The following is a 26018-nucleotide window of genomic DNA, read 5'->3' as shown; positions in this document are numbered from 1 at the left end:
AAATGGAAAGTACTATTGCTAAATTACTGTTTAGGCGCAGGACTCTGGCAGGGATTATCATTTGTCTGGCAAGTATTTATCTGTTTCTTGCAGCATTATGGTTTCCTCAGCAAGAAAGAATTGTAGGTCTGCGGGCTGATTTGGCTGCTGCCAGGCAAGCCGTACAGCTAATTCAAGGTTATGGCATTGCTCATCCTGATGGAACACAATACTTAGCTGAGTTGGATAAAAAACTGCTGTTTATTGATCAGCTTTTGCCAAATGATCCCGATATTGCAAGCTTTCTAATACAAGCTGAGCAAGCTGCTCAATTGAGTGGCGTTCAAGTAGCTGAGATTGTTCCTAATCAGGCTGAGCCTAAAAATGGATATCGTGAATTTTCTGTTACTATGACAATCAAAGGAGATTACTTTCAAATGCTGGATTTTTTCCAGCGGCTGGAGGGAATGCAGCGTTTTAGTTCTGCGGCAGCGCTTGCTGTTCAGGTTAAACCAGGTGTTATTGAGGGTAAGATAACCGTGCAGGTTTATACCTATGGACTTGCATCTGGTGCTGTTCCTGGTGTACAAAAGTAACAAACTATGAGCAGCAGTGCAGAGGTGATGCAGTGAAAAATGTTGTATTAATCGGATTTATGGGAACAGGAAAAACCAGTACGGGTAGGCTACTAGCCAGCCGGTTAGGCCGCCCTTTTGTGGATATTGACCGCAAGTTCGAGCTAGAGTGTAATATGACGGTGGCAGAATATTTCAAGTTACATGGAGAATTCGCGTTTCGTCAAAAGGAAAAAGCAATTATTGCTAAGGTGGCCCGCTATTCCTATAGTGTTATTGCTACAGGCGGCGGCTCAGTATTGGACCCCGATAATTTCAATAAGCTTAAAGCAAATGGAATAATCGTGTCACTGACTGCATCAGTAGATACAATTGTTGAACGGACCGGCAGGCGCAAAGGGATACGGCCCCTGCTGGATTGTGAAAATCCTCGCGAAAAAGTGGCAGCTTTGCTGGAGCAGCGTGTCGGTATATACCAAAAGGCAGATTTTATTATCGATACAAGCGTATTATCGCCTCACCAGGTTGCGGAAAGGATTATTGTGTTTCTTCGTCAAAGTGGCTATTTAAAGGGGAAAAGTTAATATTCAGCGATAATGAGGACTTGGCATAAGCTAAGTCTTTTTCTAATGTTAAAATTTCGGTTCAGGCAGGAGAGTCAAATGGCCAGTCGAATACTTACCGGATAATGGTATTCTATCTGGAGGATGAGCAGATTGGCATTTAAGAACAAAAGAATAATGATTGGCGCAATTATTGTATTCCTTATATTGACACTAACCATCAGCTATCGAATTTACACAAACTTGGCTGCCAATAAGGACCGAGCCGACAAGGCAACACAAGGCCGGGCAGTTGCAGTTGAAACTGCAGTCGTAACACGCCGTGACATTACACCCACATTACTATTTTCCGCTAATCTTGAGCCGGTATGGAGTGCGGATATATCGTCCAAAGTAGACGGACGTATTGACCGGCTGGTAGTAGAGGAAGGTGATGGGGTAAAAGCCGGTGATATTGTTGCAACACTAGATACAAATGAACTTGCAGCACAAGTCATACAGGCAGAGGGAAATTTATTGACTGCCCAGGCAGGATTAGAGCAGGCTGAACTGGATCTTCGCAGAAATGACGCTCTTGCGAAACAAGGCGCTGTTTCCCTGCAAACACTGGACACTATGCGTATTAAAAGGGATCTAGCGTTAGGGCAGCTTCGGTCGGCTGAAGGGAATATGTCTTTATTGACGGCGCGACTGGAAAATGCCAATATTACTGCTCCCCGTAATGGTGTTGTTATTAAAAGATTCGTACAATCCGGATATTATACAAAAAGCGGATCGACAATTGTAACACTTGCCGATACCAGCTCACTGCTGGCGAAAGCTACTGTTGGCGAAGCTCAGATGCAGGATATCATTATCGGATCAACAGTAAAAGTACTTGTAAGTGCATTGGGGAACAAAGAGTTTTCCGGAGTGATTACTCGGTTATCGCCTGCAGCAGCATCACCTTCGCGCACCTTTACGGCAGAAATTACTATTCCTAACCCGCAAGGCGAGTTGAAACCCGGTATTTTTGCCAATGTATCTACGCCGGTTCAGGCTAGAAAAAATGTAATTGCCGTACCGGAAAGTGCTCTAGTTATGAAAGAGGATCAAAAGACGGTATTTGTCGTAAATGCCCAGGGGGTAGCACAGCAAAGTGTTCTGAAGCTTGGGTACGTTGGTGAAGGGTATGCTGAGGTTTTGGCTGGCTTACAAGAAGGAGACGTCATTATCACAGCCGGTCATAATAAAGTGAAAGATGGCTCTGTCATTGCCGGTGCCAAGGCTGGTGCCAAGTAATGAATATAGAGACATTTATTAAACGGCCGGTCTTTACTACCATGCTTGTTATGCTGCTGGTAGTCTTTGGTCTGGGAGCATATCCGACTTTGGGGATTGATTTGAATCCTGATGTTGATTTTCCGATTGTTACCGTTTCAGTGACTTATACCGGTGCTTCACCGGAAGAAATGGAAAGCTTAATAACCAAGACAGTTGAAGATGCTGTTAGTTCAGTGGCGGGTATCAAAACGTTGTCGTCCGTATCCCGCGAGGGTGTTTCGCAGACGACTATTGAATTTGAGTTTGGAACTAACCCTAAGCTAGCTGCTAATGAAGTACGGGAAAAAGTAGCGAGTGTACGCAAGCGCTTGCCGGAGCAGGTTGATGAGCCTGTCGTGCAGCGCTTTGATCCTAACTCACAGTCAATCGTCTATTTCAGCCTTGTTTCTGATGCGAGAAGCAGAGGTGATATTCGCAAAGTAGCCGTTGATATCGTAAAAGATGAACTCCAGCGCCTGGATGGGGTTGGCCAAGTTGATGTTTATGGTGCGTCCGACAGGGAGATTCAGCTGCTAGTGGATCCGCGCAAATTGGAAGCCTATGGCATTACCTATCAACAAATTCTGGACATTGTCAATACCCAGAATAGCAATACTCCCGGTGGCCGCGTTAATGACAGAGGACTGGAGTTGACAGTCAGGACAATTGGCAAATACAAAGACATTCAGGATATAAAAAATATTATTGTAGCGAATCAGGGCGGCCATCTGGTCCGGTTAGGCGATGTAGTAACAATTGAAGATGGTTGGTCGGAAGAAAGAGTCTATTCCCGGGCTAATGGTACGCCTAGTGTTATGGTTTCTGTCCAAAAACAATCTGGCACAAATACAGTTGATGTTGCTGAGCGGGTTAAAAAAGCCATGGAAGATATGCAGCAGCGTGTATTACCGCCTGATATTCAGGTACTGACAGTCCGCGATGGATCGGTATACATTCGCGATAGTGTTGAGGACGTACTGGTTTCACTTGTTTTTGGCGGCTTGCTTGCCGTGGCGATTACCTATTTGTTCTTACAGAATAGCCGGGCTACATTAATTGGTGCTATTGCCATTCCAACTTCCGTTATTGCAACCTTTTTCTTGCTTAAGACAATGAATTTTACGTTAAACACCATGTCACTAATGGGGCTAAGCTTGGCAGTCGGCATTCTGATTGATGATGCAATTGTTATTATTGAAAACATTTATCGCCATTTGGAGGAGGGCAAGTCTGCCTTTGAGGCTGCTCGTGACGGTACAACAGAAATTGCCTTAGCAGTTATGGCGACAACCTTATCCATTTTGGCAGTTTTTGTGCCTGTTGCGAATATGGGGGAAATCATCGGGCAGTTTTTTAAGCAGTTCGGTCTGACTATTGCCTTCGCGGTGGCTTTTTCCCTATTCGGCGCTTTTACTTTAACCCCAATGCTGTCAGCATATTGGTTGACTAATCATGGTGAGCAAAAACAAGCTTCCTGTCTGCAGCGTTTCCTTGATAAATGGGAAAGGGGTTTTGTTGCTTTTCGTAATGTTTACGGTCAGATTCTGCGCTGGGCTCTGGAACGCCCTAAAAAGATGGTTGCATTAGCTGTATTATCATTATTTATTAATGCCGCGCTAGTGCCATTTCTGGGAGTGGAGTTTCAGCCAACGTATGATTCAGGCGAATTTAATATTATTGCCACTGCTCCTGCAGGTACTTCTATTGATAAAATGAAAGAATATTCGTCTCCCATCGAGAAAGAAGTACTCTCCATTCCTGAACTTAAATCAGCGTTTATGATTATCGGCACAAACCGGCAGACCTATCGGACGATGATTGGTATTCGGCTTGTCGACGCAGGTGACAGGAAACGATCGATGATGCAGATCATGGATGAATTGCGTATGAAATTTCGTAATGTCCAGGCTGTTAAAGTTGCAGTGCAAAGCACTCAAGGCGTCGGCAGAGGGGATACTCGCCCCGTGCAGGTTGCCTTGCGCGGCGCAGAACTGGAATTACTGAACCACTATGCGCAGGAGCTTGCTGATCATATCAAACAAATTCCAGGAACGACTGATGTGGATATTTCCAGTGAACAGTCAGAGCCGGAGGTACAAATTCGGATTGATCCGGCCCGTATGGGAGATATTGGTATTAATGCTTCCGTTGCAGGCGATGTCATTCAAATGGCTTTTCTTGGAAAAACCACCAAGAATCAATACAATATCGGTGATAATGATTATGATATACGAGTGCGGCTGCATCCTGATTTTCGGTTAAGTATTCACGATGTGGAGAATCTCAGAATTTCTACTGCTTCGGGTACCTTTGTGCGCTTAGGCGATATTGCACAGGTTAAATTGTCTTCAGGGCCTACTCAGATTGATCGCGAAGGAAGACAGCGCCAGGTCATTGTCTACGCCAATGCGGTGGGGGCATCACCTGGTGAAATAATTGCCAAGGTGAGAGAATTTATTCCTACGATGAATCTTCCACTAGGCTATTCGTTCCGCCTTGTCGGACAGGCTCAATCGATGCAGGATGCTTTTAAAGAAATTTTGAAAGCTCTTATTCTGGGTATTATCCTCATATATATGGTATTAGCAGCTGAATTTGAGAGCTTTATTCATCCCTTGACCATTATGTTATCGCTGCCCTTTTCCTTAATAGGGGCTATTATCGGGCTGCTGGTTTCGGGTAAAACAATCAATATTATGTCATTAATTGGTGTCATCATGCTGATGGGGATTGTTACAAAAAATGCTATATTGCTTGTTGATTATACGAATCAACTGCGGCAGCAGGGCATGCCGTTGACAGAGGCGTTAATTGAGGCTGGTATGGTGCGCCTCAGACCAATCATTATGACCACTTTGGCCATGATCTTTGGGATGATTCCCATTGCATTGGGAATCGGTGCCGGAGCAGAGCTCCGTTCTTCAATGGGAGTGGTGCTGATCGGCGGTCTCGTAACATCGACCTTTTTAACTTTAATTGTTATTCCTTTAGTATATCTACTAATTGAGAGATTCCGGTTGTACATAAAAAATCGGAACAGCCAAGAAACTATCAGTATGTGAGGAGGTAAGGTATGAAACGAATTGCCGTTTTGACCAGTGGTGGCGATGCTCCTGGTATGAATGCAGCTATTCGCGCTGTTGTTCGTAAAGGTATTTATCATGGCTTGGACGTGTTTGGTATAGAAAGAGGCTATGAAGGTGTAATCAATGGTGATTTTAGGCCTATGTCTCTTCACTCGGTTGCAGGGATTATCGGGTATGGCGGGACAATGCTGAAAACAGCTCGCAGTGAGGCTTTTAAAACGAATGGCGGCTTTTCTAAAGCTGTGTGCAATTTAAAGGATCACCGCATTGACACATTGATTGTCATCGGTGGCGATGGCTCTATGGCTGGTGCACAAAAACTCACGCAAGCCGGTATTCAAACAATGGTTTTACCGGCAACTATTGATAATGATATGTGCGGCACTGAGTATACAATTGGCTTTGATACGGCACTAAATACAGTGCTAGAGGCGGTTAACAAAATCCGTGATACGGCAGCTTCTCATGAGCGGGTCGCCATTGTAGAGGTGATGGGGCGCAGCTCAGGACATATTGCCCTTATGGCCGGTTTGGCCTGTGGTGCAGAAGCGATTATGCTGCCGGAAAAACCGACTGATATTGAGGAACTTTGCCAGCGGCTGCACCAGAGTCATGCCCGTGGCAAGCTATACAGTATTATCATGGTGGCCGAAGGGGCAGGCAATGGCTTTGATATTGCGGCTCAAATCGGCGGACGAACGATGTATAAACCGCATGTTACCGTATTGGGATATATCCAGCGCGGCGGTGCTCCCAGTGCCATGGATAACATTATGGGCAGCCGGATGGGAGCTAAGGCTGTTGATGCTATTTTAGCAGAGCAGACAAATTGCCTTGTCGGAACAAGCAAAGGTGAGTTGGTAACTGTAGACTATGATACTGCTTTTTCCTCTAAACGGGGTATCGACCTGTCCTTATATGATCTTTCCCTTATGTTATCCATTTAACAAAAGGGAGCTGTACTGAAACGGATGTTCAGTACAGCTCCTTTATTACGCTAGTTTCCAGCCCTCGATTGCTAATCTCTTAAAGCCTAAAAAACTAGTTATGATGATGGTTAAAGGGATAGTTGGTAGATTGTGAGGGAGGTAAACGGTTACTCCGCTGATTTCCAGCTTTTCGTGACACTCAGGCTTCGGGGGATTGCCCAAATTGATCATCGGTGCTTCCTGCAAATGCATACAACAATCGATAACAGGCGGAAGTTCCAGATAAATGGCATTGTTTCGTTCTTTTATATATTGGATAGCCTGTGGAGTAATTGTCAGCATAAAATACCTCCTAAGAGAATTTAATTATTTATTCTGTATGGTGGGCCTGAATCCTGCTAGCCGCTTACGGTTGTTTGACACTGTGATTATATAATTTTATAATGCAGTATTATAACTTTAGTCAGAAAGGGTGATTGATTTTGAGGAAAAAAGTGTTTATATCAGGAAAAATACCAGACATTGCTTTTGAAATGTTATCCCAACATTTTGACGTGACAATGCATAATGAGTTACGACTATTGACCAAAGAAGAAATTATGGCGGGAGTGGCAGGAAAGGATGCATTGCTGTCGCTGCTGTCTGATCCGATAGATGCAAATATTATCCGTTCAAACCCTAACTTAAAGGTCATTGCTAATTTTGGTGCTGGCTATAATAATATTGATGTTAATGAGGCTACGCTGAGGAGAATTCCTGTTACGAATACCCCGGATGTTTCCACAGAGGCTACAGCAGACTTGACAATTGGCCTGATGCTTGCAATAGCACGCCGTATTGTGGAAGGTGATAAAACCACCAGAGCAGACAAATTTACCGGCTGGGCGCCGTTGTTTCACCTGGGAGTTGAAGTAAGTGGAAAGACACTTGGTATTGTTGGAATGGGAAACATCGGCAAAGCAGTAGCCAAACGGGCCAAAGCCTTTAATATGCCAATTATTTATTACAGCCGTACTCGTCAATCGGCTGAGGTAGAAGACGAACTTGGTCTTCAATACATGCCTTTGGAGGATGTTATCAAGCAGGCAGATTTCCTTTCCTTTCATTTGAGTTATAATCCCTCGTTAAAGCATATGGTCGGAGCGGAGCAGCTAGGGCAAATGAAAAGAACAGCATTTTTGATTAACGCGGCCCGCGGTCCCCTAATTGATGAAGCCGCTTTAGCGGAAGCTCTGAAAACTAAGGTCATTGCAGGTGCGGCTCTTGATGTGTATGAGTTTGAGCCCAAGGTAACGCCAGCACTCTTAGCTCTGGATAATGTTATCCTTTGCCCTCATCTTGGTAATGCTACTGTCGAAACCCGTAATGCGATGGCCAAAATTGCCGCAGAAAACATCATTGCCGTACTGCAAGGCGGCAAACCTTTCACTTGTGTAAACCCAGAAGCCATAAAGTAAATTGCGCCTCAAAAGAGCCCAAGCGGCTCTTTTTCTTTTTACCTTGTCCCTGTTGTATACATAACGGGTAGATAGTGAATAAGATATAGTAGGTATTGGAGAAATAGGAGGTGAAGGGGTGGATAGCAACAAGGATTTTTATAGCATCTTAACACTTATGCAAGTACAAAATACCTATATAAACCAAGTTGCTCGCTTACTATATCAGATTTGTTCTGATTTTAATATTGCCGCTAGCGCCGAGTTTCAGGATTTTACAGCCCATTTTACCACTTTCATGCAGAATCAGGCAGGTAGTGAAGGGTATGGGAGGGCAATTCATTCTATTCAAATTTATCATTATGCGATATTGGAGCGCTTATTGGACAGTGAAGTATTAGCTGCTGCTGAACAATTAGAGATAGCTATTAGTCATTTGGAGCTCGCGGCCAGAGAACCTAAAATCCGTATCAATCCTCACATCATGCTGCTTACACAAGGCATCTGTCTGCTTGAAGAAACACAATTGAAAATAATTGAGAGCTTAGAGACATTTATCCTAGTTTCCCGACCGGTTCAATTACAAAATTAATTGACTCCATCTAATTTCAAACAGGATTTTTGCCGTTAAAGGTAAAATTATACTAAGAGTAGGATTAGCAATTGTCGCAATGAAACAGGAGTTGTGTCTAAAGGCATATTCCGGTTGGAATTATGTCTTTGTTTTTTGAGGCGAGAGTAAATAATAAATGAAGCGGACATAACGTTGGTACAACTTGATGAAAGAATGAAATATGTAATAGGGTGGATAATGAGGTGACTGTCAGTGAATGCTGATCAAGTGCGAAATCTCCTGCTGGCTTTTCAAAGTGGACAGGCTAGTTTGGAAGAAGCAATGGAACAATTGCGTACTATGCCATTTGAGGATCTGGGGTATGCAAAAATAGACCATCACCGGGCTGTTCGTCAGGGATTTCCTGAAGTCGTTTATTGTGAAGGGAAGACAGTTGAGCAGGTAGCATCAATTATTGAACATCTAGCCGAGCGCAACCCGAACGTCTTAGGAACCCGTGCTTCACGCAGCATGTTTGAAGCAGTAAAAGCAAAAGTGTCTGAGGCCTGTTACCATGAATTGGCACGATTAATATGTATAGAAAGGCAGCCGGCAATCATTGAGGATTCGCGGTTTATTTTAGTTATGACAGCCGGAACCAGTGATATGCCCATTGCGGAAGAGGCGGCTCTTACGGCCGAAATTATGGGCAATCGTGTTAAACGTGTATATGATGTGGGAGTTGCCGGAATTCACCGCTTACTTGCCCAGCGGGAAGTGATTGAACAGGCAAATGTAATTGTTGTTGCTGCCGGTATGGAGGGAGCACTTGCCAGTGTAGTGGGAGGAATGGCTGCGAAACCGGTTATTTCAGTTCCGACCAGTGTAGGCTATGGGGCTAACTTCGGAGGATTAGCGGCGCTGCTGACGATGCTGAATAGTTGTGCTGCCGGTGTGGCTGTAGTCAATATTGACAACGGCTTCGGTGCAGGCCGCCTGGCCAGCATGATTAATAAAATGAGGTGAATAACTTGAAAACAATTTACTTTGATTGTTTTGCCGGAATTAGCGGTAATATGCTGCTTGGCGCTTTTTTGGATGCAGGAGTTCCTGAGGAAAAACTGCGCAGCGCACTTGATAGATTAAATTTATCAGGCTATGAATTAGAGATCGAACGTGTAGTTAAACAGGGGATTACCGCGGTACATGCTGATGTGAGGCTTGTGCATCACCATCATGACGATCATCACGAGCATCACCACCACCACCGGTATTTATTGGATATCTATGCAATTATCGATCAGTCTACTCTAGCGCAGGCAATAAAAGATAACAGTAAAAAAATATTTTTACGATTGGCCGAAGCCGAGGCCAAAGTTCATGGAACAACAGTCGATAAAATTCATTTCCATGAAGTAGGTGCCATTGATTCAATTATTGATATTGTTGGAGCAGCTTTCTGTTTGAACTACCTGGGAATAGAAAAAATTTATGCTTCGCGCTTACAAACAGGTAGTGGCTTTGTGCAGTGCAGCCATGGACAGATGCCTGTGCCTGCTCCTGCTACTGCTGAGTTATTACGCAATATACCCTACTATAACGGAAGTGCGGAAAAAGAGTTGGTTACTCCAACAGGAGCTGCCTTTTTAGCTGCTTTGGGCAGTGGATTTGGTGCTGTACCTGAAGGGTTTCTTAGCCATACGATTGGTTATGGAGCTGGTGGATGGGATCTTGATTTCCCTAATGTACTGCGCATGTATGTTGGCGAAATTCAGCAGCAGGCAGAAGGACAAATGCAGGTTATTGAAGCAAATATTGATGATTTAAATCCTCAAGTATATGAATATGTGATTGAAAAGCTCTTAGCTCAAGGCGCACGGGATGTATGGATGACGCCGATCGTTATGAAGAAAGGCCGGCCGGCAATTACTCTTTCTGTATTAGCTGCCGCCCCGCTTCTCGAATCTATTGTGTCTATCTTATTTGCCGAAACGTCAACAATTGGTATCCGGTACTATTCTGTTCAGCGACAAATTGCGGAGCGAGAGATGAAAATGGTTGCAACCTCCTGGGGAGAAGCGGCTGTAAAAGTAAGTTCTTATAAAAATAAAATCAGCAATATAGCTCCCGAATTTGAAGATTGCCGTAAAATTGCCGAAGAGCATAATATACCATTAAAAACCATTCTGCAAGAGGTACTGGCACAGGCAATCAGGAAATAAGCTGTACAACAACTTATATAATCCTATAGTGATACAATGTGGCAATACATTTAAAGTCAGTCTAGCTGGCAAGGCTTAGAGGTGAGAAAGATGGGAAACAAAATCAAACGATATAGCCTGAAGAATGTTAAGCCAGGTATGGAAGTGGGACAGCTTGTTTTCACAAATGACGGTCAAGTTGTACTTGGCGAAGGAACGATACTAACGCCTAGTCTGATTGAACGTTTGGACTATTGGGGAATAACGTATTTGCTGATAAAGCAAAATGGCGATGATAGTTTGCCATGGCAGGAAGGACCAGACTCGCTGATTCAGCAGGAGTTTTTTGCCGATTATTCTCAAACAGTAGATGTTATCAAACAGTCATTTACAAACATGCACTTTGCAAATGAAGTGCCGGTAAGGAAAATGCGCGAACTGGTAGATTCTATGATTGAGCCTTTGGCGGGATCAGTTGGGGTAATTAATCATTTGCAAATGGTTCCCCGCCAGGATGATTATACGTTTCATCACTCTATGAACGTTGCAGTTGCCAGCGGGCTATTGGGCAGATGGTTAGGCTACACCGGACAAAATCTCAAAGAACTTATTTTGGCGGGTTTGCTTCATGATGTTGGGAAAATGAAGATTCCTCCTGAAATACTAAATAAACCAGGGAAGTTAACTGTTGATGAAATGGAAATCATGAAACAGCATACTACCCGTGGCTATCAATTAATCAAGCGGGATGCCAATGCTTCATTGGGGGTTCTCTGCGGCATTCTTCAGCACCATGAACGTATGGATGGGACCGGGTATCCGTTAAAAACAGCTGGTGATAAAATCCACCCCTTTGCCAAAATTATTGCTGTTGCAGATGCTTATGATGCAATGACATCCGACCGCGTATACCACAAAAAAATAGCACCTTTTGCTGTGGTCGAGTTATTAGTACAGGAAATGTTCGGCAAATTGGATCCAACCGTATGTACCATGTTCTTAAATAATGTGCGAGATTACTTTTTGGGTAACATTGTTCAATTATGTGATGGACGGGAAGCTGAAGTCATTTATCTTGGTCAATATATCGGCTCACGTCCGGTAGTGCGGACAATAGATGGCGAGCTGCTTGATTTGGAAAAACAAAAAAAATACACGATTGTCAAAACAATTAAAGCCTAAGAGATTGACAGACGAGGTTGGTGCATGGCGATGGCTAAACAGAACCCGGTTTATTCCTGCTGCCGGACGATTCGACAATTGCTTATTCAGGCAGGTTACAGCAACAGTGAAGAAGTGATACTGAAGCTATGCCTATTTGCTTTGCGCGGTGAAACCGATGTCGAAAAGATGGTAAATGGGGCTGTACAAGCAGGCAGTATGAGTGAAGCTGTGCAGGCTGTTCTGGTTGAAGCTCATCTGTCAGCAATCTCGGAGGATATCTTGGGGGCTGTTGCTCGCTTGCTTTTTGAATTTAAGCGGCAGCCTGCCGGTTTAGGCGATATTTATGAGCAATTGGCATCTGGGCGCAAGGCACAAGGCGTATATTATACGCCTCCTGAAGTGATTGATTTCATTTTAGAAAATACACTAAAGAACGCCAATATTTTGGAAGATCCATATCTGAGAATACTGGATCCAGCCTGTGGATGCGGTAATTTTTTATTAAGGGCCTATGATCTTCTGTTAACAAAATACCAGCAGGCCCGGGAGCAGTTAGTACTTCGAAATCCTCAGCAAGACTGGTCGGATGACGGTCTACACCGCCATATATTACGTTATAATCTGTGGGGAGCAGATCTTGATGGTCAGGCAGTGGAAATTGCCTGGGCCGGGTTGTTCTTAAAGCGGCCCGCCTGCAGAATAACTGACGGGCTTAATATCATTATTTGTGATAGTCTCAAAAATCATGAAATAAGTATGCTGGGGAAACATCGTCATTTCTGGACGCAAAAATATCACTTTGTTCTGGGCAATCCGCCCTACCTATCTTTTGGCTTAAGAGGGAATGAAAATCTTGCAAAAGAGTACCGCAGCTATTTGCGGCAAACATTTCCTGATTCCGCTGAATATAAATTAAGTTATTATGTCTTATTTATGGAACAAGGCATTACCCGGTTAAAAGAAGGCGGATATTTAGGATTTATTGTACCTGACAGCTTTTTGCTTGGTCGTTATTATTCTAAAATCCGCAGTTTTATAATGAAGAATACAGATATAGAGGTACTTGTCCATATTGATGGGCCAGTTTTTAAAAAGGCGGCTACCGGTTTTACTGCAATTTGTATTTTCCGTAAGCGGGATGCTGCTTCACAATGTGAAGGGAAGCGGCTAAAAGTATACCGGGTGAAAGATAAAAGCGAGCTTGCTTGTGCTGCTCCCGTGAATAATATGGACCAGAACTATTTTGCTACATTGCCGCATCAGCGCTTTCGCTTGTTTTTTGATGAGACAGCTGAAAAACTGATTAAGAAAATAGAGTTGACTGGTCTGGCTTTAAAGAATTATGCTGCTGGCCATACCGGTATCCGGGCACTTAGCAAGCAGGGCAAAATTATTCAGACAGCTTCTCTTGGCGAAAGCTGGCACAAGGGATTAATTTCGGGAAGTCAGATAGGACGGTATGAATTAAATTATGCTGGTCACTGGCTGAATATTGATCCATCATTGTTATACAAGGGCGGGTGGCGCCCCGAAATCGTTGGCTCCCGTAAAATGATGGTTCGCCAAACCGGATATAATTTAATTTCCTGCATAGATGAAAGCGGGCTATATCACCTCAATAACCTTCATAGTTTTGTGTTAAATGGCAATCAATTAAGTTTAGAGTATCTATTATTGTTGTTTAACTCGGAACTACTGTCTTTTTATTATCATGTTGTCAGCATGGAATATGGAAGGCCAATGGCTCAGACGGATATTGAAACCCTTGAGCAGTTACCTATTTGTTTTCATCCCGAAATTAATCAACAGGCTAATCAGATAACAGCAGTTATGCAGGGATGTCTGCATAAGGCGAAAGAGGGCGACACGCAAGCGTTAAGCCAATTTCACGCGCTTGACGATTATGTTAATCAACTTGTTTATCGTATTTATCAGTTAAGTGATGAGGATATTGCTTATGTTCAGCGTTATGAGAAGGCACTGAAAGCCAGATATCGCACTAAAAAAACATAGTTAAATTGAAATATTGAGGTGGAATAATGAATATTAAATGGGCTGACGGTGTTAGCGGTATGGACAATCCTGCAGTAAATAATGTGTTAAAGATTATTCAGCGCAATGATATTATTTCTTTTGCCGGAGGTCTTCCTTCTGCACGTTCTTTTCCAATCAAGGAGTTAGCAGCTGCTTTTCAATCAACCTTGCTAGAGGAAGGGGCGGCAGCATTGCAGTACGGCGTTGCCGATGGCTATGAACCTTTGCGCAGTTGGATAGCTGCGCGACTGCAGAAACAAGGGATAAACTGTAAGTCCGGCAATGTAATCATTACGAATGGCTCGCAGCAGGTTTTGGACCTGGCCTGTCGGCTGCTGGTAAATCCCGGGGATGCGATTGCGGTAGAAAACCCGACTTATCTGGCTGCTATACAAGTATTTAAAGGAGCTCAAGCAAGGCTGCTGCCTATTCCTGTTGATGAACATGGTATGGATGTTGATGAATTGGCTAGAGTGCTGGAATACGAACGGCCAAAGTTTATCTATGTAAATCCGACCTTTCAAAATCCCACAGGTGCAACGATGTCCATTCAAAGACGGGAACAACTGGCCCGGTTGGGAGCTCATTATCAAGTGCCAATTGTGGAAGATAATCCTTATGGAGAATTGCGCTATGATGGAACGCCTGTACCGCCTATTAAAAGTTTTCCTGGTGGAGAGTGGGTGTTATATGCAGGGACAATATCCAAAATTGTTGCTCCTGGTTTGCGCATTGGCTGGATGGCAGGCGAAGAAGAATTTGTGGCGAAAATGGCATCTGCCAAGCAGTTAAGTGATGTATTGACTAATTCTTTAACGCAGCGGGCTCTTTATCGTTACCTTAGTAATAATGATATAGACGGGCATATTACTACGATAGTTGCTCAGTATAGAGAACAAAGGAATAGTATGCTGGAAGCTATGCAAATCTTTTTCCCGGCTGAGGTTACATGGACAGTTCCTGAGGGGGGGATGTTCATCTGGGCAACGCTGCCGGAGCATATGGATACAACGAAGTTATTGACAGAAGCGATTAAAGAGAAAGTCGCCTTTGTACCAGGAGCTCCTTTTTATACAGATAGCCAGGGACAAAATACGATGCGCTTAAATTTTTCTAATTCGACTCCGGAATCAATTTATACTGGAATGGAGCGGTTAGGTAAATTGCTTAAGGTTCATTTAGGATAAATAGAATAGAATGTAAGGGAGCCTTGGAAGAGGCTCCCTTACATTCTAATTTTAATCGTAAAATAGATTTATTTGGCTACTCTATAGGTAAAGTGAAAAAATTGCCAGAATAAGAGCGCCATGTTACCATAGAATTGAAGATAGAGTTAGTGCGAGGATATTGTTGATGAAGAAACTTATCATTAATGCGGATGATTTTGGCATACACGAGAGTGTGAACCACGGTATCATAGATGGATTTCGCCGAGGCTGTATTAGCAGCACGACACTCATGCCCGGAGCAAAAGCCTTTGAACAGGCGGTTGCACTGGCGGCGGATAATCCCGGGCTGGGTCTGGGTGTTCATTTAACACTTGTCGGGGAAGAGGCTGTTGCTCCGCCTGCAGAAGTAGCCTCACTGGTTGACTCTAATGGGCGGTTGCCTCTGGAGTACGGCCGTTTTTTACAGCTGTTTGTGACCGGGCGCATCCGTTTAGCTGATATTCGCCGTGAATTGGAAGCACAGGTACATAAGGTAGCTGCCACCGGACTTCCCATAACCCATTTGGACAGTCATCAACACCTGCATGTTGTTCCGGGTATTGTTGATATTGTGCTTGATATTGCCAAGCAATTCAGGGTGAAAGCAGTGCGCATTCCGGCAGAACCAATTTGTTTTTTGGGGGGATTTTCCTGCAATGCCGGCAGATTCATCGGCAGAGGAGGGTTATCTGTGCTTGCAAGTCTTGCACGAGGTAAAGCACGCAAAGCAGGTATCAAAACAACGGATCACTTTTACGGTATGCTGGCAGGTGGGAATATGGCTGAGCCTTATTTACTTACTATTATTAACCGCTTGCCCTCTGGAACTACTGAAATTATGATGCATCCCGGAGCGGATGACAGTACAATGACTAACCAATACGGTTGGAACTATAATTGGCAGGCTGAACTTGCTGCGGTCACAAGTGCGCATCTAAGCAATCGATTGACACAAGAGAAAATTAAGCTGATCAATTTTGGAGACCTTATTCATGAATAGATACTGGCATCGCTTTCTATTGCTGCTGGGTTTAGTAGTACTGATATCCGGAGCTGTAATCTATGCTACTGTTGATATGCACACGCTAACTCACCTGAATGCTTTCCAACCATGGGCAGTAGCGCTGGCATTGGTTTTTCTGGCAATCGGTATGTATTTCGACGGTATCCGTCTCTCCAAGCTTGTTATACTAGCCGGTGAGAGAATATCATTCGGCACGGCACTCCAAGTTATTTTTGGCAACTATTTTTTAGCCCTATTAACTCCTGGCGCTGCCGGGGGAGCTGTTGCACAAGTCATGTTTCTTCGTCGGGCGGGGATTCCACTTGGTAAGGCAACCATACTGGTACTTGTCAGGACCTTATTGTCCATTCTGTTTTTGCTTATTTGTATGCCGGTCATTTTTTACTATGATCCGGCGCTTATTCCCTGGTTGTCGCCAGGTATGCTGGCACTCGTTGCACTTATACTTGTGGCAATAAGTTTTGGCGGGATGCTTTTCTTGCAAACTCGCTTATCTTTGACACTCGTGCTTGCCATTATTAAGCGTATGAGGCCGGGAAACGGACGCAGAAGGATGATTTTGCACTTATATCGCGACTTGCGGGCAGCTGTCAGGCTGCTTTTCGCCACACCTGCCGGTGTCATACAGGTATTCGTGGAATCCGGTTTAAGCTTGCTTGCACTTTATGCAATTGTACCAATGCTGTTTCTGGGGTTAGGGATAGCAGTAGACTGGCCTATTGTTATGGGGCGAATGATTTTTTTAAATCTTTTATTGTACTTTGCACCAACACCTGGTGGTTCGGGGATTGCTGAAGGCGGCTTTGTGCTGCTGTTTAACGATTACTTACCGCCAGGAACGGTGGGCATCTTAGCTGTAGCCTGGCGGATTCTTGCCGAATATGTACCTTTTGCAATCGGGTTTTATTACACAATAAAGGTTTTTGGACGTGACTTTTTAACAAGACGGAAATAGGGTGAAGAAATGCGGATACTCGTTACTGGCGGAGCTGGATTTATTGGCTCTCACATTGTAGATCAGCTAATTGATCACCGTTGGGATGTTACTGTAATCGATAATTTAAGTACTGGTTTGAAAAGCAATTTAAACAAGAAAGCCCGTTTTATCCCTATGGATATTCGCAGCACACAAGTACTGGAACTATTCCGGGAAAGCTGCTTTGACTATGTTATTCATCAGGCTGCTCAGACTATGGTGCCAAGATCGTTAAAAGAACCCCTGTATGATTGTGATGTCAATATATTGGGAACCGTTACTATTTTAGAAGCATGTCGTTTAACAGGTGTAAAAAAAATCATATTTGCCTCCAGCGCTGCCGTATATGGGGATGCTGTCGCGGTGCCAATAAATGAAGGAGCTATGACTTGTCCCAGCTCTTTTTATGGGCTTAGTAAATTGGTAATTGAGAAGTATTTACCACTCTATTATCAGCAATTCGGCCTTGAATACGCTGCATTGCGGTATGCGAATGTCTATGGCGAGCGGCAAGGCGATGCCGGAGAGGGAGGCGTAATTAGTATTTTTATTCGCCAGATCTGCGCAAAGCGCCCAGTCGAGATATTTGGTGATGGCGGGCAGACACGTGACTTTATTTATGTTGGCGATATAGCTGCTGCGAATGTTGCGGCAGTAACAGCCACGAGTCCAGAGGGGCTGTATAACATTGGTACTCAGACAGAAACTAGTATTAATGAGCTGATTACTATCATGGGCAAAATCACCGGACAGGATGTTGAAGTGCGCTATTGCCCTGCGCGGCAGGGGGATATTTATCGATCGGCACTGGACCATTCAGCGGCAGTCAGCCTGCTTGGCTGGCAGACAAAGACGAGACTCTACGAAGGATTGGAAAGAACGTACCTGTCTCTGGTTTAAGCGGAGGCTGCCATTTACGATCAGATTTGGGAGGTTGTATGTTACAAAAAATAAGCGGTAGTTCTTTTCTTCTACTTGCGCTGATTTCTCTCATCATTTTATTCTCTAACCTAGGTGGAATACCGCTGTTAGATCCCGATGAACCTGTCTATGCACAAACGCCTAAAGAAATGCTGCAATCCGCTGATTTAATTTCACCGCGAATTTACGGGGAGTTTTGGTATGATAAGCCGCCAATGTATTATTGGTTAGTGGCAGGTGCTTATCAGCTTTTTGGTGTTAATGAATTTGCGGCACGTTTTCCTTCGGCCTTGCTTGGGCTTATCACGGTCTTATATATATATGTGATGGGAACACGGTTTTTCGGTGAAAGAGCAGGTTTTTTCAGTGCTCTGATTTTAGTAACAAGTATTGAGTTTTTTTATCTGGGTAAAGCTGCCGTTACAGATATAACGCTTACTTTATGTTTAACAATTGCATTGCTTTCTTTTATTGATAAAAAGTATTATTTGTTTTACATTTTTGCAGGATTAGCAACCGTTACAAAGGGGCCGGTCGGGGTTCTCTTTCCGGGAGCTATTATTGTCTTATACATAGCATTAACCCAGCGCTGGACCGAATTGAAGTCTATGAAGCTGCCTGCCGGTATTTTTATTTATGCCGCTGTTGCTTTACCCTGGTATGTAATCATGTACCAGCTTCACGGTGCGGCATTTATCGATACTTTTATTGGCTTTCATAATGTAACCCGTTTTACGAGTCCTGAGCACCCTGAAGGAGTACTGTGGTACTATTTCATTCCTGTTTTGCTTCTGGGCTTTTTCCCCTGGTCTGCTGTCATGCTCCAGGCAGCATGGTCTTCCCTTACAAGCAGTAATCGAGGGTTTTCAAAATTAGCTTTTTTAAATATCTGGGCCTGGTTTATTTTTCTGTTCTTTACTGTATCCCGTACTAAACTGGTTTCTTATATTTTGCCGATGTATCCCCCGTTGGCTATGATTGTCGGGTGGTATATAGCCACACTGCTTGAACGACGGACAAAACGCGGACAGACTGCATGGGCAGCAGCATTACTGGTGCTTGGTTTATTGCTGACAGGTGTTTGCATTCTGGGAAGCAGGGAAATGCCTCAACTAATGTGGGGAGCCTATGCAGCTGCCGTTGTTTTTGGACTAATCGCAGTTCTCGGCAGCTATTGGTTGTGGAAAAATGAAATCAAACGGGTTTTGGGATTGCAGATTGCGGCGATGGCTGTTTTTAGCGTCATTTTCGTAACAATGCTGCTGCCGGCAGTAGAGCAGTACTTTTCTTCTCAGCAATTTGCCAAAGAATTTCAGGCTAAATATGATGGTAACTCGCCTGTTTATGTCGTTAAATTCTTGCGTCCAGGCCTGGCATTCTATGCTGATTTTTATGGAACTGAGATAGAAAGCAATTGGGGAGATGCTCCCCTTTTGGCTGAAGTTGTGGAAAAAGAGAAAAAAGAGAATAGAAAAGCATATTTTATTATTCAGCAAATGCAATACAAAAAGCTTTCTGCTGAACATCAGCAGGAATTGCAGGTGCTGGTGAAGGTCGCTGACAGTATGGTGCTGCTAAAAGAATAGACGCCCTTATTTGGAATTGTGTTCCTGTTCCAACATTTTTTCTGTTACCCAGCGGTAAAAAGTTTCGGCACAGCGGCCACAGCAGTAGAGGTTCCAGCCATACGTAAGCTGTCCGCCGATAAGGTGGGCGCGGCCGCCGCAAGCGTGCTTAATAGAATAGTACATTTGTCGTCCTCCTTTAGCGTAAGCGTTTCTATAACTATATATGATTAGCAAGTAAAAAACTACCTTGGCAAAATGCCAAAGTAGTTTTTATTTTTCTTATGATAATAACCCTTGCTCTTCCATGAGGGCAGGCGGACTTGGATAAAAGAAGTGACAATGCTCCGGAATAAAGTAGTCGCTTCTTAGTTGAACCAGCAGTACGTCTGACAGAGTTGCTTCGAAAGTGAGTAATTCATCAGCCGTAATTGTAGCGTCTTCAACAAGTACCGTTAAGTAAGCAGTAACGTCAGGCGCGTTCTCGGGAATCTCTGCCCGGTCAAGCGGAATTCCTAAAATAACGCGGATGGCTGCTACATAATCGCCGCTATCGTTTGTTACTTTTCCACGATATGTATTGTTCCACAACGTACGGGCCATTTGCAGTTGATAAGTAGTGTTTTCAGTAGACACAACGCACTTCCTCTCCCTAAATTCAACTTATTATACCACAAAGATGAAAAAGAGCCAATAATGTGTCAAAAGGCAGTTTAGACTCGCTCTTACCGGTAAATAATAATAGTAAATTTGGTTAGAAGGGAAGAGCAATTTGGATTTTGTCTATTGGTTATTAAACAGGACTGGTACGTTCACCAGCCCATTTGGACTTCTTTTGTGGGGATTTTTACTTATTAGTATGCTATTTAGTATTACTGTAAACCCCTTTAATACGGTAGCTGGTTTTTCCGTATGGATGGCTGTTATGTATCATTTGTATAAAAGAGAATAAAAGCAGAGTAATCGGTGAGGCGATGCCAGCCGGTTACTTTTTTTATAGCAGCATTTCAGCAGGGAAACACTCTAATGCGCAGAAATGTATAACCAGGCCATCAATGAAAAGGGTGGAGGAAGCTATGATAAAGACAGTGGGATTTTTGGTAACTCTTGCAATTTTTGCCGGTCTTTTGCCCGGATGCGGTACTACAGGCGGAAGTCCTGCCGCCGGGCGGAACCCGGTTCTTCTTACTTTGGCTACTGGTGGTACTGCAGGTATGTATTATCCCTTTGGAGATGCGCTGGCAAAAGTCTTCAATCAAAAGGCAGGTGTACAAGTTGCCGTTCAGGCAACTGACGGATCGGTTGAAAATCTTCAATTGGTTAATCGAAAACAAGCAGAGCTGGCTATCGCTCAAAGTGATATGATGGATTATGCTTATAATGGCAGAGAAGCATTTAAAGATAAGCTGACCATGATTAGAGGGATAGCTATTTTATATCCGGAGATTATTCAAATTGTAGTCCGCGCAGACAGCAATATAAATACGATTGCCGATCTTCGCGGGAAAAAAGTGGGGATAGGCTCGCCGGGAAGTGGGACAGAAGCCAACTTCCGCCAATTGGCGGCTATTTATGAACTTGATTATAAAGATTTTCAGCCCCTGTATTTATCGTTTGGCGCCAGTGCGGCTCAATTTAAAGAAAAGGCTATTGATGCTTTTATTATTGTTTCGGCAAGTCCAAGTTCAATCATACAGGATATAGCTGGGCAGCATAAAATTAAAATATTATCCATGTCAGATAATGTGATTGCCAAAGTAAATAAGCAATATCCATTTTTGGCGCCTATTACTATTCCGGCAAATACTTACAAAGGTCAAACTGCGGCCATCAGAACCGTTGCGGTTCAGGCTGCATTAATTGTCAATAGCTCAGTACCGGAGGACGTAGTTTACACGATGACAAAATCCCTGTTTGAAAGTCAGTCTGAACTTGTGCGGTTACATCCCAAGGGAAAAGAACTCAGTCTGGAAAAGGCGGCAAGGGGAATGTCAATACCGCTTCATCCCGGTGCGGTGAAATACTATAAAGAAAAGGGAGTCTATTGAAACTCAGACGTTCTATTGTTGTTAATTATGAAGTATTGGGAGACGATTAAAGATGATACGATTTGAAAGTGATTATACAGAAGGCGCCCACGAGCAAATTATGAAACGATTAGTAGAAACCAACGAAGAGCAGACACCCGGATACGGAATGGATGAACACTGTGAAAAGGCCCGGCAATATATTAGAAAAGCATGCCGGGCCGAACATGCAGATGTCCACTTTTTAGTTGGTGGAACACAGGCGAACACTATTATGATTGCTTCTATTCTGCGTCCCCATCAGGGGGTAGTGGCTGCGAGTACCGGTCATATCGCAGTACATGAGACTGGAGCGATTGAAGCTACTGGCCATAAAGTGCTTACTTTACCGAGTCCGGATGGGAAACTTCAGGCTGAGCAGGTAAAAGAATTATATGAGGCTCACTGGAATGATGTTACTCATGAGCATATGGTACAGCCAGGCCTGGTGTATATTTCTCATCCTACCGAGAATGGAACTACTTATAGTAAATCCGAGCTGGCAGCATTAAGTAAAGTTTGCCGTGAATGTGATTTACCTCTTGTTATAGATGGTGCTAGATTAGGCTATGGTCTGGCGGCGCAAGACAGTGACCTATCTTTGGCAGATATCGCAAGCCTATGTGATATGTTTTACATAGGTGGTACGAAGGTTGGGGCATTGATGGGGGAAGCCGTAGTCATAATCAAGGATGCCTTGAAAAAAGATTTTAGGTATATTATCAAGCAAAATGGCGGCATGCTGGCTAAGGGGAGATTGTTGGGGATTCAGTTTGAAACCTTGTTTGAAGAGGGATTATACCATGATATCTCTAAACATGCGGTTGATATGGCAATGTTGATTCGCGAGGCTTTTGCGGCAAAAGGAGTTTGTTTTCGCTATGCTTCTATGACGAATCAGCAGTTTCCAATTTTGCCGAATGAGATTTTACGTAAATTAAGAGAAAAATATTCTTATTCGCACTGGGAAACTATTGACGCCAGACACAGTGCGGTGAGATTTTGTACAAGCTGGGCAACGAAGAAAGAGCATGTGGAAATGTTGATAAAAGATATTAAGGAATTATTATAGAATGGTAGAAACAATGAAAAGAGCACTCGAATGGGTGCTCTTTTCATTGCGTTTTTTATTTATCTAGTTGTTCAGCCAGTATTTGTGCAACATGTTTTACCTTAACTTGCGGAAGCTGTTGATCGAGTCCGCCACGGAGCTGCATCATACAAGCCGGGCAGGCAACGGCAACCACTTCAGCACCGGTATCGCTGATATTCGTTATTTTTTGCTTTAATATCGGCCTGGATAGAGCGGCATATTTGACGCCAAACGCTCCGGCCATACCGCAGCATTTATCGCAGTCCTTCATTTCAACAAAATTGTAACCTGGCAGTGCTTTTAATAATTGACGGGGCTCTTCGAATATATTGAGGCTCCGCCTCATGTGACAAGAATCATGATAGGTTACCTTAATTCCATTGTTGGCAGTTGAAGTGAGCCTGCCTGCTTTCTCATATTCCTCAGCAACAAAACTGGTAAACTCCCGTACTTTGCCAGCCAGATTTTCCGCGCGCTGTTTCCACTCCGGCTCATCATGGAGGATTTCCACAAATGTTGTCTGCCAGGTTTCGGCACAAGTAGGGCAGGCAGATAGAATCACATCGGCATTGGCTGCTTCAAAGGCTTTAATATTTTGTTTTGCAACTTTTTTAGATGCTTCCCGCTCGCCTATGCCAAGCATAGGCTTTCCACAGCAGCTTTGGTCTTCAGGGAAGATTACCTCCATATTCATATCCTGTAATACTTTGTATACAGCTACACCTGTTTCCGGAAAAACAAAATCAGTACTGCAGCCACTAAAAAAAGCAATTCGTTTAACCGGGCGGGAATTTGTTTTTGTAATTCGCTTAATTTGATCTCTGAGAGGATTGGCTGTTACTGCCGGTAGACTGCGATCTTTGGTCAGACCGGCAAAAAAGAGCGGGAGATGACGAATAAAGTCGCCTGACTGGAATGGCTTTTGACCAATGGAAGCTAATCTAAGTAATGTATGAAATACTTTTCTGTTAGCAATGACATGATCAAACATGGCCTGAACCGCAAAGGGCAATCCTTTTTCTTTGACTGAATGTGCCCTTAGCTCCTCAATGAGGCCTGGGATATCAATTCGTCCTGGACAGACTGTGGTACACTTGCGACAGCCAATGCAGAGTTCGTTGATTTTTTCAAAATCACCCATACTATGAAGAAAGGCAGTCAAAATAGCTCCAATACCGCCTGCATATATATGTCCGTACACATGGCCGCCCACTAAAGTGTAAACAGGGCAAACGTTAAGGCAGGAAGCACAGCGGACGCATTGGTAGATTTGCTTGAATTTCTCGTCTTTAGCTGCTTTCAGCCGTCCGTTATCCAGCAGGATAATATGCAGTTCCTTTTGTTCTTCTACCCATTTGCCGTCTTTCTTGACCATGGCAGGAGTAGGTCCGCAAATCATGGTCATGTAGCTGGTCATTAATTGAGCAGTGGCGCTGCGAGGCAGGCTGCGTAAAATTGGAACGGCATCTTTAATAGTAGGAATAAGCTTTTCATAACCAATGATAGCAACATGGATAGGGGGGAGCGTAGTTGCTAAGCGGGCATTTCCTTCATTCGTTACTAAGCCAATCGCACCATTTTCAGCAATGCCAAAATTAGCACCTGAAATACCCATGTCAGCCTGCAAAAATTCTTGGCGCAAGTTTTGCCGTGCGACTTGCACCATAAACGGAATATCCGGTTCTATTGTTTGACCCAGTTCCTTGGAAAAGTAATGGGCTACCTGGTCGCGATTCAGATGGATAGCGGGCATGACCATATGGGAAGGCTTTTGTCCGGCGAGGGAAATGATCCATTCACCCAGGTCTGTTTCTTTTACATGCAGGCCGGCCGCTTCTAAAGCAGCATTCAGATGGATCTCTTCGGAAGCCATAGATTTAGATTTAACAATACGCTTGACACCTTTTTCCTGGCAAAGTCGTAACAAATACTCTTTTACTTCTTCTCCGTTGCCTGCCCGAAAAACTTTGGCACCCCGCCGAGTCGCTTCAGTAACAAACTGATCGGCAATTTCTTCTATTTTTTCAACGGCAGCCGATTTCATTTGCTGTACCCAGTCGCGCAATTCTTCAATATTATCTACATTCTCGTAAGCCTTTGCTCTGGAGATCGGATAGGCTTCGGCAAAACGCCCTAGGGCGCCACGCAATATATCATCATCCAGTTTTTGATTAATTTCTTCACGTATGTTGCGGTTATTGGTCTCCATTAAGCGTCACCTCCGGCAGATTGGTCTATGGCAATGACGATTAAGCGACTCGGGCCATGAACTCCGATAGTCAACACCCTTTCGATATCTGCAGTTCTGCTTGGCCCGGTAATAAAGCTAATATAGCCATGATGAAAAACCTGAGAGATAACATCAAATGCTTCTTTAATGCCAGGTAGAATATGGCTGCTGTCTAAAATAGCAATATGAACAGGCGGAAGTGTTGAAACGAGACGGCTTTCAACGGCATAAGCATCCTGGCAGACACTGCCGGTTTCTGCTATGCCGAACTCGACACCGGAGATACCAATATCAGCCGATTCGGCATGCTCGGCAATATCGCCTTGCTCTGTGTATACAGTGAGACCCATTCCCCGGATTGCATCATGAAGCTGGATTGCTTGCTGCAAGGGACAGTTTACGGCAACAACCTTTTTTGCATTCGTATTCTCAATGATACCTGTAATGGCAGCAATTGCATCAGAAGGAGCTTTTACCCGGATTATCTCTGCTGAAGCACCGGATGCGCGGCTTTGAAATTCTTCAAATAGTGAAATTCCAACAGAATCGGCAGGAAGATATTTTTCCCAATTTTCACACACTTTTTTCACTGTCTCACTCCTTCGCTACTGGTCAGACCAGTAAAGTTCATAAATAATATTCGCACATCTAAATTAAAATCCTTTTTCCCGGCATGAAAATAGTGCAAAAAAATGAGGATAAGAAAGATATTGCTTGAATTTATGTGAAAAAGTAAACAAATTCACGTTTTCGGTAATTGCAGTCAAAAAAATTTATATTTTGATAAAATCAACCATAAAAGGAGGGAAAGCGGTTATTTTATGGAATATATAACAAATACTATCAGAGTATTACCAATTATATATATATGGGAATAGGTGCAAGTTTGCTTAAAAGGGAAGCCGGTGCAGATGCCGGCACGGTCCCGCCACTGTAATAGGGAGCTTAGTTGTGTAATAACCACTGGACAAATGTCTGGGAAGGTGCAACTGCGGCGAAGAACTAGAGTCAGGAGACCTGCCTGTTCTGACACACCGTTATGACTTACGGAAGATAGGCAGGTGGGTGGAAATATTAACACTTGATTCGTGTCTATTTTACCCCCCTGCATAG

The 26018-nt window shown here is 43.7% G+C and carries 23 protein-coding genes and 1 riboswitch; of the genes, 18 read left to right on the top strand and 5 right to left on the bottom strand.

Annotated elements, in window-relative coordinates; all coding sequences use genetic code 11:
- Positions 1-2 precede the first annotated feature (2 nt).
- The 5 genes from RTR76_RS10785 (at position 3) to pfkA (ending at position 6452) form a co-directional block, all read left to right on the top strand.
- Positions 3-575: a type 4a pilus biogenesis protein PilO gene (locus RTR76_RS10785; protein ID WP_312520446.1), complete on the top strand. Its 573-nt coding sequence runs from the start codon at positions 3-5 to the stop codon at positions 573-575.
- Positions 576-607: 32 nt separating this feature from the next.
- Positions 608-1138, top strand: a complete 531-nt coding sequence (locus tag RTR76_RS10780) for a shikimate kinase (RefSeq protein ID WP_312520443.1) — start codon at positions 608-610, stop codon at positions 1136-1138.
- Between the two features lie 132 nt (positions 1139-1270).
- The gene (locus tag RTR76_RS10775) at positions 1271-2398 is read left to right on the top strand and encodes an efflux RND transporter periplasmic adaptor subunit (protein WP_312520441.1); all 1128 of its coding nucleotides are present in this window, start codon (positions 1271-1273) and stop codon (positions 2396-2398) included.
- Positions 2398-5481, top strand: coding sequence for an efflux RND transporter permease subunit (locus RTR76_RS10770; RefSeq protein WP_312520439.1), 3084 nt, complete (start codon positions 2398-2400; stop codon positions 5479-5481). Before RTR76_RS10775 ends, RTR76_RS10770 begins: the two co-directional genes overlap by 1 nt.
- An 11-nt stretch (positions 5482-5492) precedes the next feature.
- On the top strand, positions 5493-6452 hold the full coding sequence (gene pfkA / locus RTR76_RS10765; protein WP_312520437.1) for a 6-phosphofructokinase: 960 nt from the start codon (positions 5493-5495) through the stop codon (positions 6450-6452).
- A 45-nt stretch (positions 6453-6497) separates the two neighbouring features.
- Here the strand turns inward: pfkA and RTR76_RS10760 are convergent, their stop codons facing one another.
- A complete protein-coding gene (locus RTR76_RS10760; RefSeq protein WP_312520434.1) occupies positions 6498-6776 on the bottom strand; it encodes a CC/Se motif family (seleno)protein in 279 nt (92 codons plus the stop codon).
- Between the two features lie 140 nt (positions 6777-6916).
- Here RTR76_RS10760 and RTR76_RS10755 point away from each other — a divergent pair, with 140 nt between their 5' ends.
- From RTR76_RS10755 to RTR76_RS10705, 11 genes are all read left to right on the top strand, one after another.
- Positions 6917-7891: a 2-hydroxyacid dehydrogenase family protein gene (locus tag RTR76_RS10755; RefSeq protein ID WP_312520431.1), complete on the top strand. Its 975-nt coding sequence runs from the start codon at positions 6917-6919 to the stop codon at positions 7889-7891.
- A 118-nt stretch (positions 7892-8009) separates the two neighbouring features.
- Positions 8010-8462, top strand: coding sequence for a hypothetical protein (locus RTR76_RS10750; RefSeq protein ID WP_312520428.1), 453 nt, complete (start codon positions 8010-8012; stop codon positions 8460-8462).
- Positions 8463-8696: 234 nt separating this feature from the next.
- Complete coding sequence (gene larB / locus RTR76_RS10745) at positions 8697-9449, top strand: nickel pincer cofactor biosynthesis protein LarB (protein ID WP_312520426.1); 753 nt, start codon at positions 8697-8699, stop codon at positions 9447-9449.
- A 5-nt stretch (positions 9450-9454) separates the two neighbouring features.
- Positions 9455-10645 (top strand): nickel pincer cofactor biosynthesis protein LarC, encoded by a 1191-nt coding sequence (gene larC / locus RTR76_RS10740; protein WP_312520423.1) that lies wholly within the window; start codon positions 9455-9457, stop codon positions 10643-10645.
- 90 nt (positions 10646-10735) lie between these two features.
- The gene (locus tag RTR76_RS10735) at positions 10736-11806 is read left to right on the top strand and encodes an HD-GYP domain-containing protein (RefSeq protein WP_312520420.1); all 1071 of its coding nucleotides are present in this window, start codon (positions 10736-10738) and stop codon (positions 11804-11806) included.
- Positions 11807-11830: 24 nt separating this feature from the next.
- Positions 11831-13801: an Eco57I restriction-modification methylase domain-containing protein gene (locus RTR76_RS10730; protein ID WP_312520417.1), complete on the top strand. Its 1971-nt coding sequence runs from the start codon at positions 11831-11833 to the stop codon at positions 13799-13801.
- A 26-nt stretch (positions 13802-13827) separates the two neighbouring features.
- Positions 13828-15009: a PLP-dependent aminotransferase family protein gene (locus tag RTR76_RS10725; RefSeq protein ID WP_312520414.1), complete on the top strand. Its 1182-nt coding sequence runs from the start codon at positions 13828-13830 to the stop codon at positions 15007-15009.
- Positions 15010-15175: 166 nt separating this feature from the next.
- On the top strand, positions 15176-16030 hold the full coding sequence (locus RTR76_RS10720) for a ChbG/HpnK family deacetylase (protein ID WP_312520411.1): 855 nt from the start codon (positions 15176-15178) through the stop codon (positions 16028-16030).
- Entirely contained in the window at positions 16023-17009 is a 987-nt protein-coding gene (locus RTR76_RS10715; protein WP_312520409.1) for a lysylphosphatidylglycerol synthase transmembrane domain-containing protein, read from the top strand. Before RTR76_RS10720 ends, RTR76_RS10715 begins: the two co-directional genes overlap by 8 nt.
- Positions 17010-17018: 9 nt before the next feature.
- A complete protein-coding gene (locus RTR76_RS10710; protein WP_312520406.1) occupies positions 17019-17930 on the top strand; it encodes an NAD-dependent epimerase/dehydratase family protein in 912 nt (303 codons plus the stop codon).
- A gap of 38 nt (positions 17931-17968) precedes the next feature.
- Complete coding sequence (locus RTR76_RS10705; RefSeq protein ID WP_312520404.1) at positions 17969-19537, top strand: glycosyltransferase family 39 protein; 1569 nt, start codon at positions 17969-17971, stop codon at positions 19535-19537.
- A gap of 6 nt (positions 19538-19543) precedes the next feature.
- On the opposite strand, the gene RTR76_RS10700 is transcribed toward RTR76_RS10705, so the two are convergent.
- Complete coding sequence (locus tag RTR76_RS10700) at positions 19544-19702, bottom strand: hypothetical protein (RefSeq protein ID WP_312520401.1); 159 nt, start codon at positions 19700-19702, stop codon at positions 19544-19546.
- A gap of 96 nt (positions 19703-19798) precedes the next feature.
- A complete protein-coding gene (locus tag RTR76_RS10695; RefSeq protein ID WP_312520399.1) occupies positions 19799-20152 on the bottom strand; it encodes a hypothetical protein in 354 nt (117 codons plus the stop codon).
- A gap of 440 nt (positions 20153-20592) precedes the next feature.
- Here RTR76_RS10695 and RTR76_RS10690 point away from each other — a divergent pair, with 440 nt between their 5' ends.
- Together RTR76_RS10690 and RTR76_RS10685 are read left to right on the top strand one after the other, a co-directional pair.
- The gene (locus RTR76_RS10690) at positions 20593-21564 is read left to right on the top strand and encodes a TAXI family TRAP transporter solute-binding subunit (RefSeq protein WP_312520396.1); all 972 of its coding nucleotides are present in this window, start codon (positions 20593-20595) and stop codon (positions 21562-21564) included.
- 52 nt (positions 21565-21616) lie between these two features.
- Positions 21617-22654: an aminotransferase class V-fold PLP-dependent enzyme gene (locus RTR76_RS10685; protein ID WP_312520393.1), complete on the top strand. Its 1038-nt coding sequence runs from the start codon at positions 21617-21619 to the stop codon at positions 22652-22654.
- A gap of 55 nt (positions 22655-22709) precedes the next feature.
- Here the strand turns inward: RTR76_RS10685 and ldhH are convergent, their stop codons facing one another.
- Positions 22710-24884: an L-lactate dehydrogenase (quinone) large subunit LdhH gene (gene ldhH, locus RTR76_RS10680; RefSeq protein ID WP_312520390.1), complete on the bottom strand. Its 2175-nt coding sequence runs from the start codon at positions 24882-24884 to the stop codon at positions 22710-22712.
- Positions 24884-25495 (bottom strand): lactate utilization protein, encoded by a 612-nt coding sequence (locus RTR76_RS10675; RefSeq protein ID WP_312520386.1) that lies wholly within the window; start codon positions 25493-25495, stop codon positions 24884-24886. Before RTR76_RS10675 ends, ldhH begins: the two co-directional genes overlap by 1 nt.
- Positions 25496-25764: 269 nt before the next feature.
- Positions 25765-25945: riboswitch (cobalamin riboswitch) on the top strand.
- The last annotated feature ends 73 nt before the right edge of the window (positions 25946-26018 follow it).

Source organism: Anaerospora sp., assembly GCF_032013335.1.
GTDB lineage: Bacteria > Bacillota > Negativicutes > Sporomusales > DSM-15969 > Anaerospora.
Note: the sequence above shows the minus strand (reverse complement) of the source record. Positions and strands in the feature narration are given on the sequence as shown.

Excerpts from the sequence above, each read along its gene's own strand:
- RTR76_RS10785 (WP_312520446.1), top strand. The coding sequence starts at position 3 with ATGGAAAGTACTATTGCTAAATTACTGTTTAGGCGCAGGACTCTGGCA.
- RTR76_RS10770 (WP_312520439.1), top strand. The coding sequence starts at position 2,398 with ATGAATATAGAGACATTTATTAAACGGCCGGTCTTTACTACCATGCTT.
- pfkA (WP_312520437.1), top strand. The coding sequence starts at position 5,493 with ATGAAACGAATTGCCGTTTTGACCAGTGGTGGCGATGCTCCTGGTATG.
- RTR76_RS10760 (WP_312520434.1), bottom strand. The coding sequence starts at position 6,776 with ATGCTGACAATTACTCCACAGGCTATCCAATATATAAAAGAACGAAAC.
- RTR76_RS10735 (WP_312520420.1), top strand. The coding sequence starts at position 10,736 with ATGGGAAACAAAATCAAACGATATAGCCTGAAGAATGTTAAGCCAGGT.
- RTR76_RS10730 (WP_312520417.1), top strand. The coding sequence starts at position 11,831 with ATGGCGATGGCTAAACAGAACCCGGTTTATTCCTGCTGCCGGACGATT.
- RTR76_RS10725 (WP_312520414.1), top strand. The coding sequence starts at position 13,828 with ATGAATATTAAATGGGCTGACGGTGTTAGCGGTATGGACAATCCTGCA.
- RTR76_RS10720 (WP_312520411.1), top strand. The coding sequence starts at position 15,176 with ATGAAGAAACTTATCATTAATGCGGATGATTTTGGCATACACGAGAGT.
- RTR76_RS10715 (WP_312520409.1), top strand. The coding sequence starts at position 16,023 with ATGAATAGATACTGGCATCGCTTTCTATTGCTGCTGGGTTTAGTAGTA.
- RTR76_RS10710 (WP_312520406.1), top strand. The coding sequence starts at position 17,019 with ATGCGGATACTCGTTACTGGCGGAGCTGGATTTATTGGCTCTCACATT.
- RTR76_RS10705 (WP_312520404.1), top strand. The coding sequence starts at position 17,969 with ATGTTACAAAAAATAAGCGGTAGTTCTTTTCTTCTACTTGCGCTGATT.
- RTR76_RS10700 (WP_312520401.1), bottom strand. The coding sequence starts at position 19,702 with ATGTACTATTCTATTAAGCACGCTTGCGGCGGCCGCGCCCACCTTATC.
- RTR76_RS10690 (WP_312520396.1), top strand. The coding sequence starts at position 20,593 with ATGATAAAGACAGTGGGATTTTTGGTAACTCTTGCAATTTTTGCCGGT.
- RTR76_RS10685 (WP_312520393.1), top strand. The coding sequence starts at position 21,617 with ATGATACGATTTGAAAGTGATTATACAGAAGGCGCCCACGAGCAAATT.
- ldhH (WP_312520390.1), bottom strand. The coding sequence starts at position 24,884 with ATGGAGACCAATAACCGCAACATACGTGAAGAAATTAATCAAAAACTG.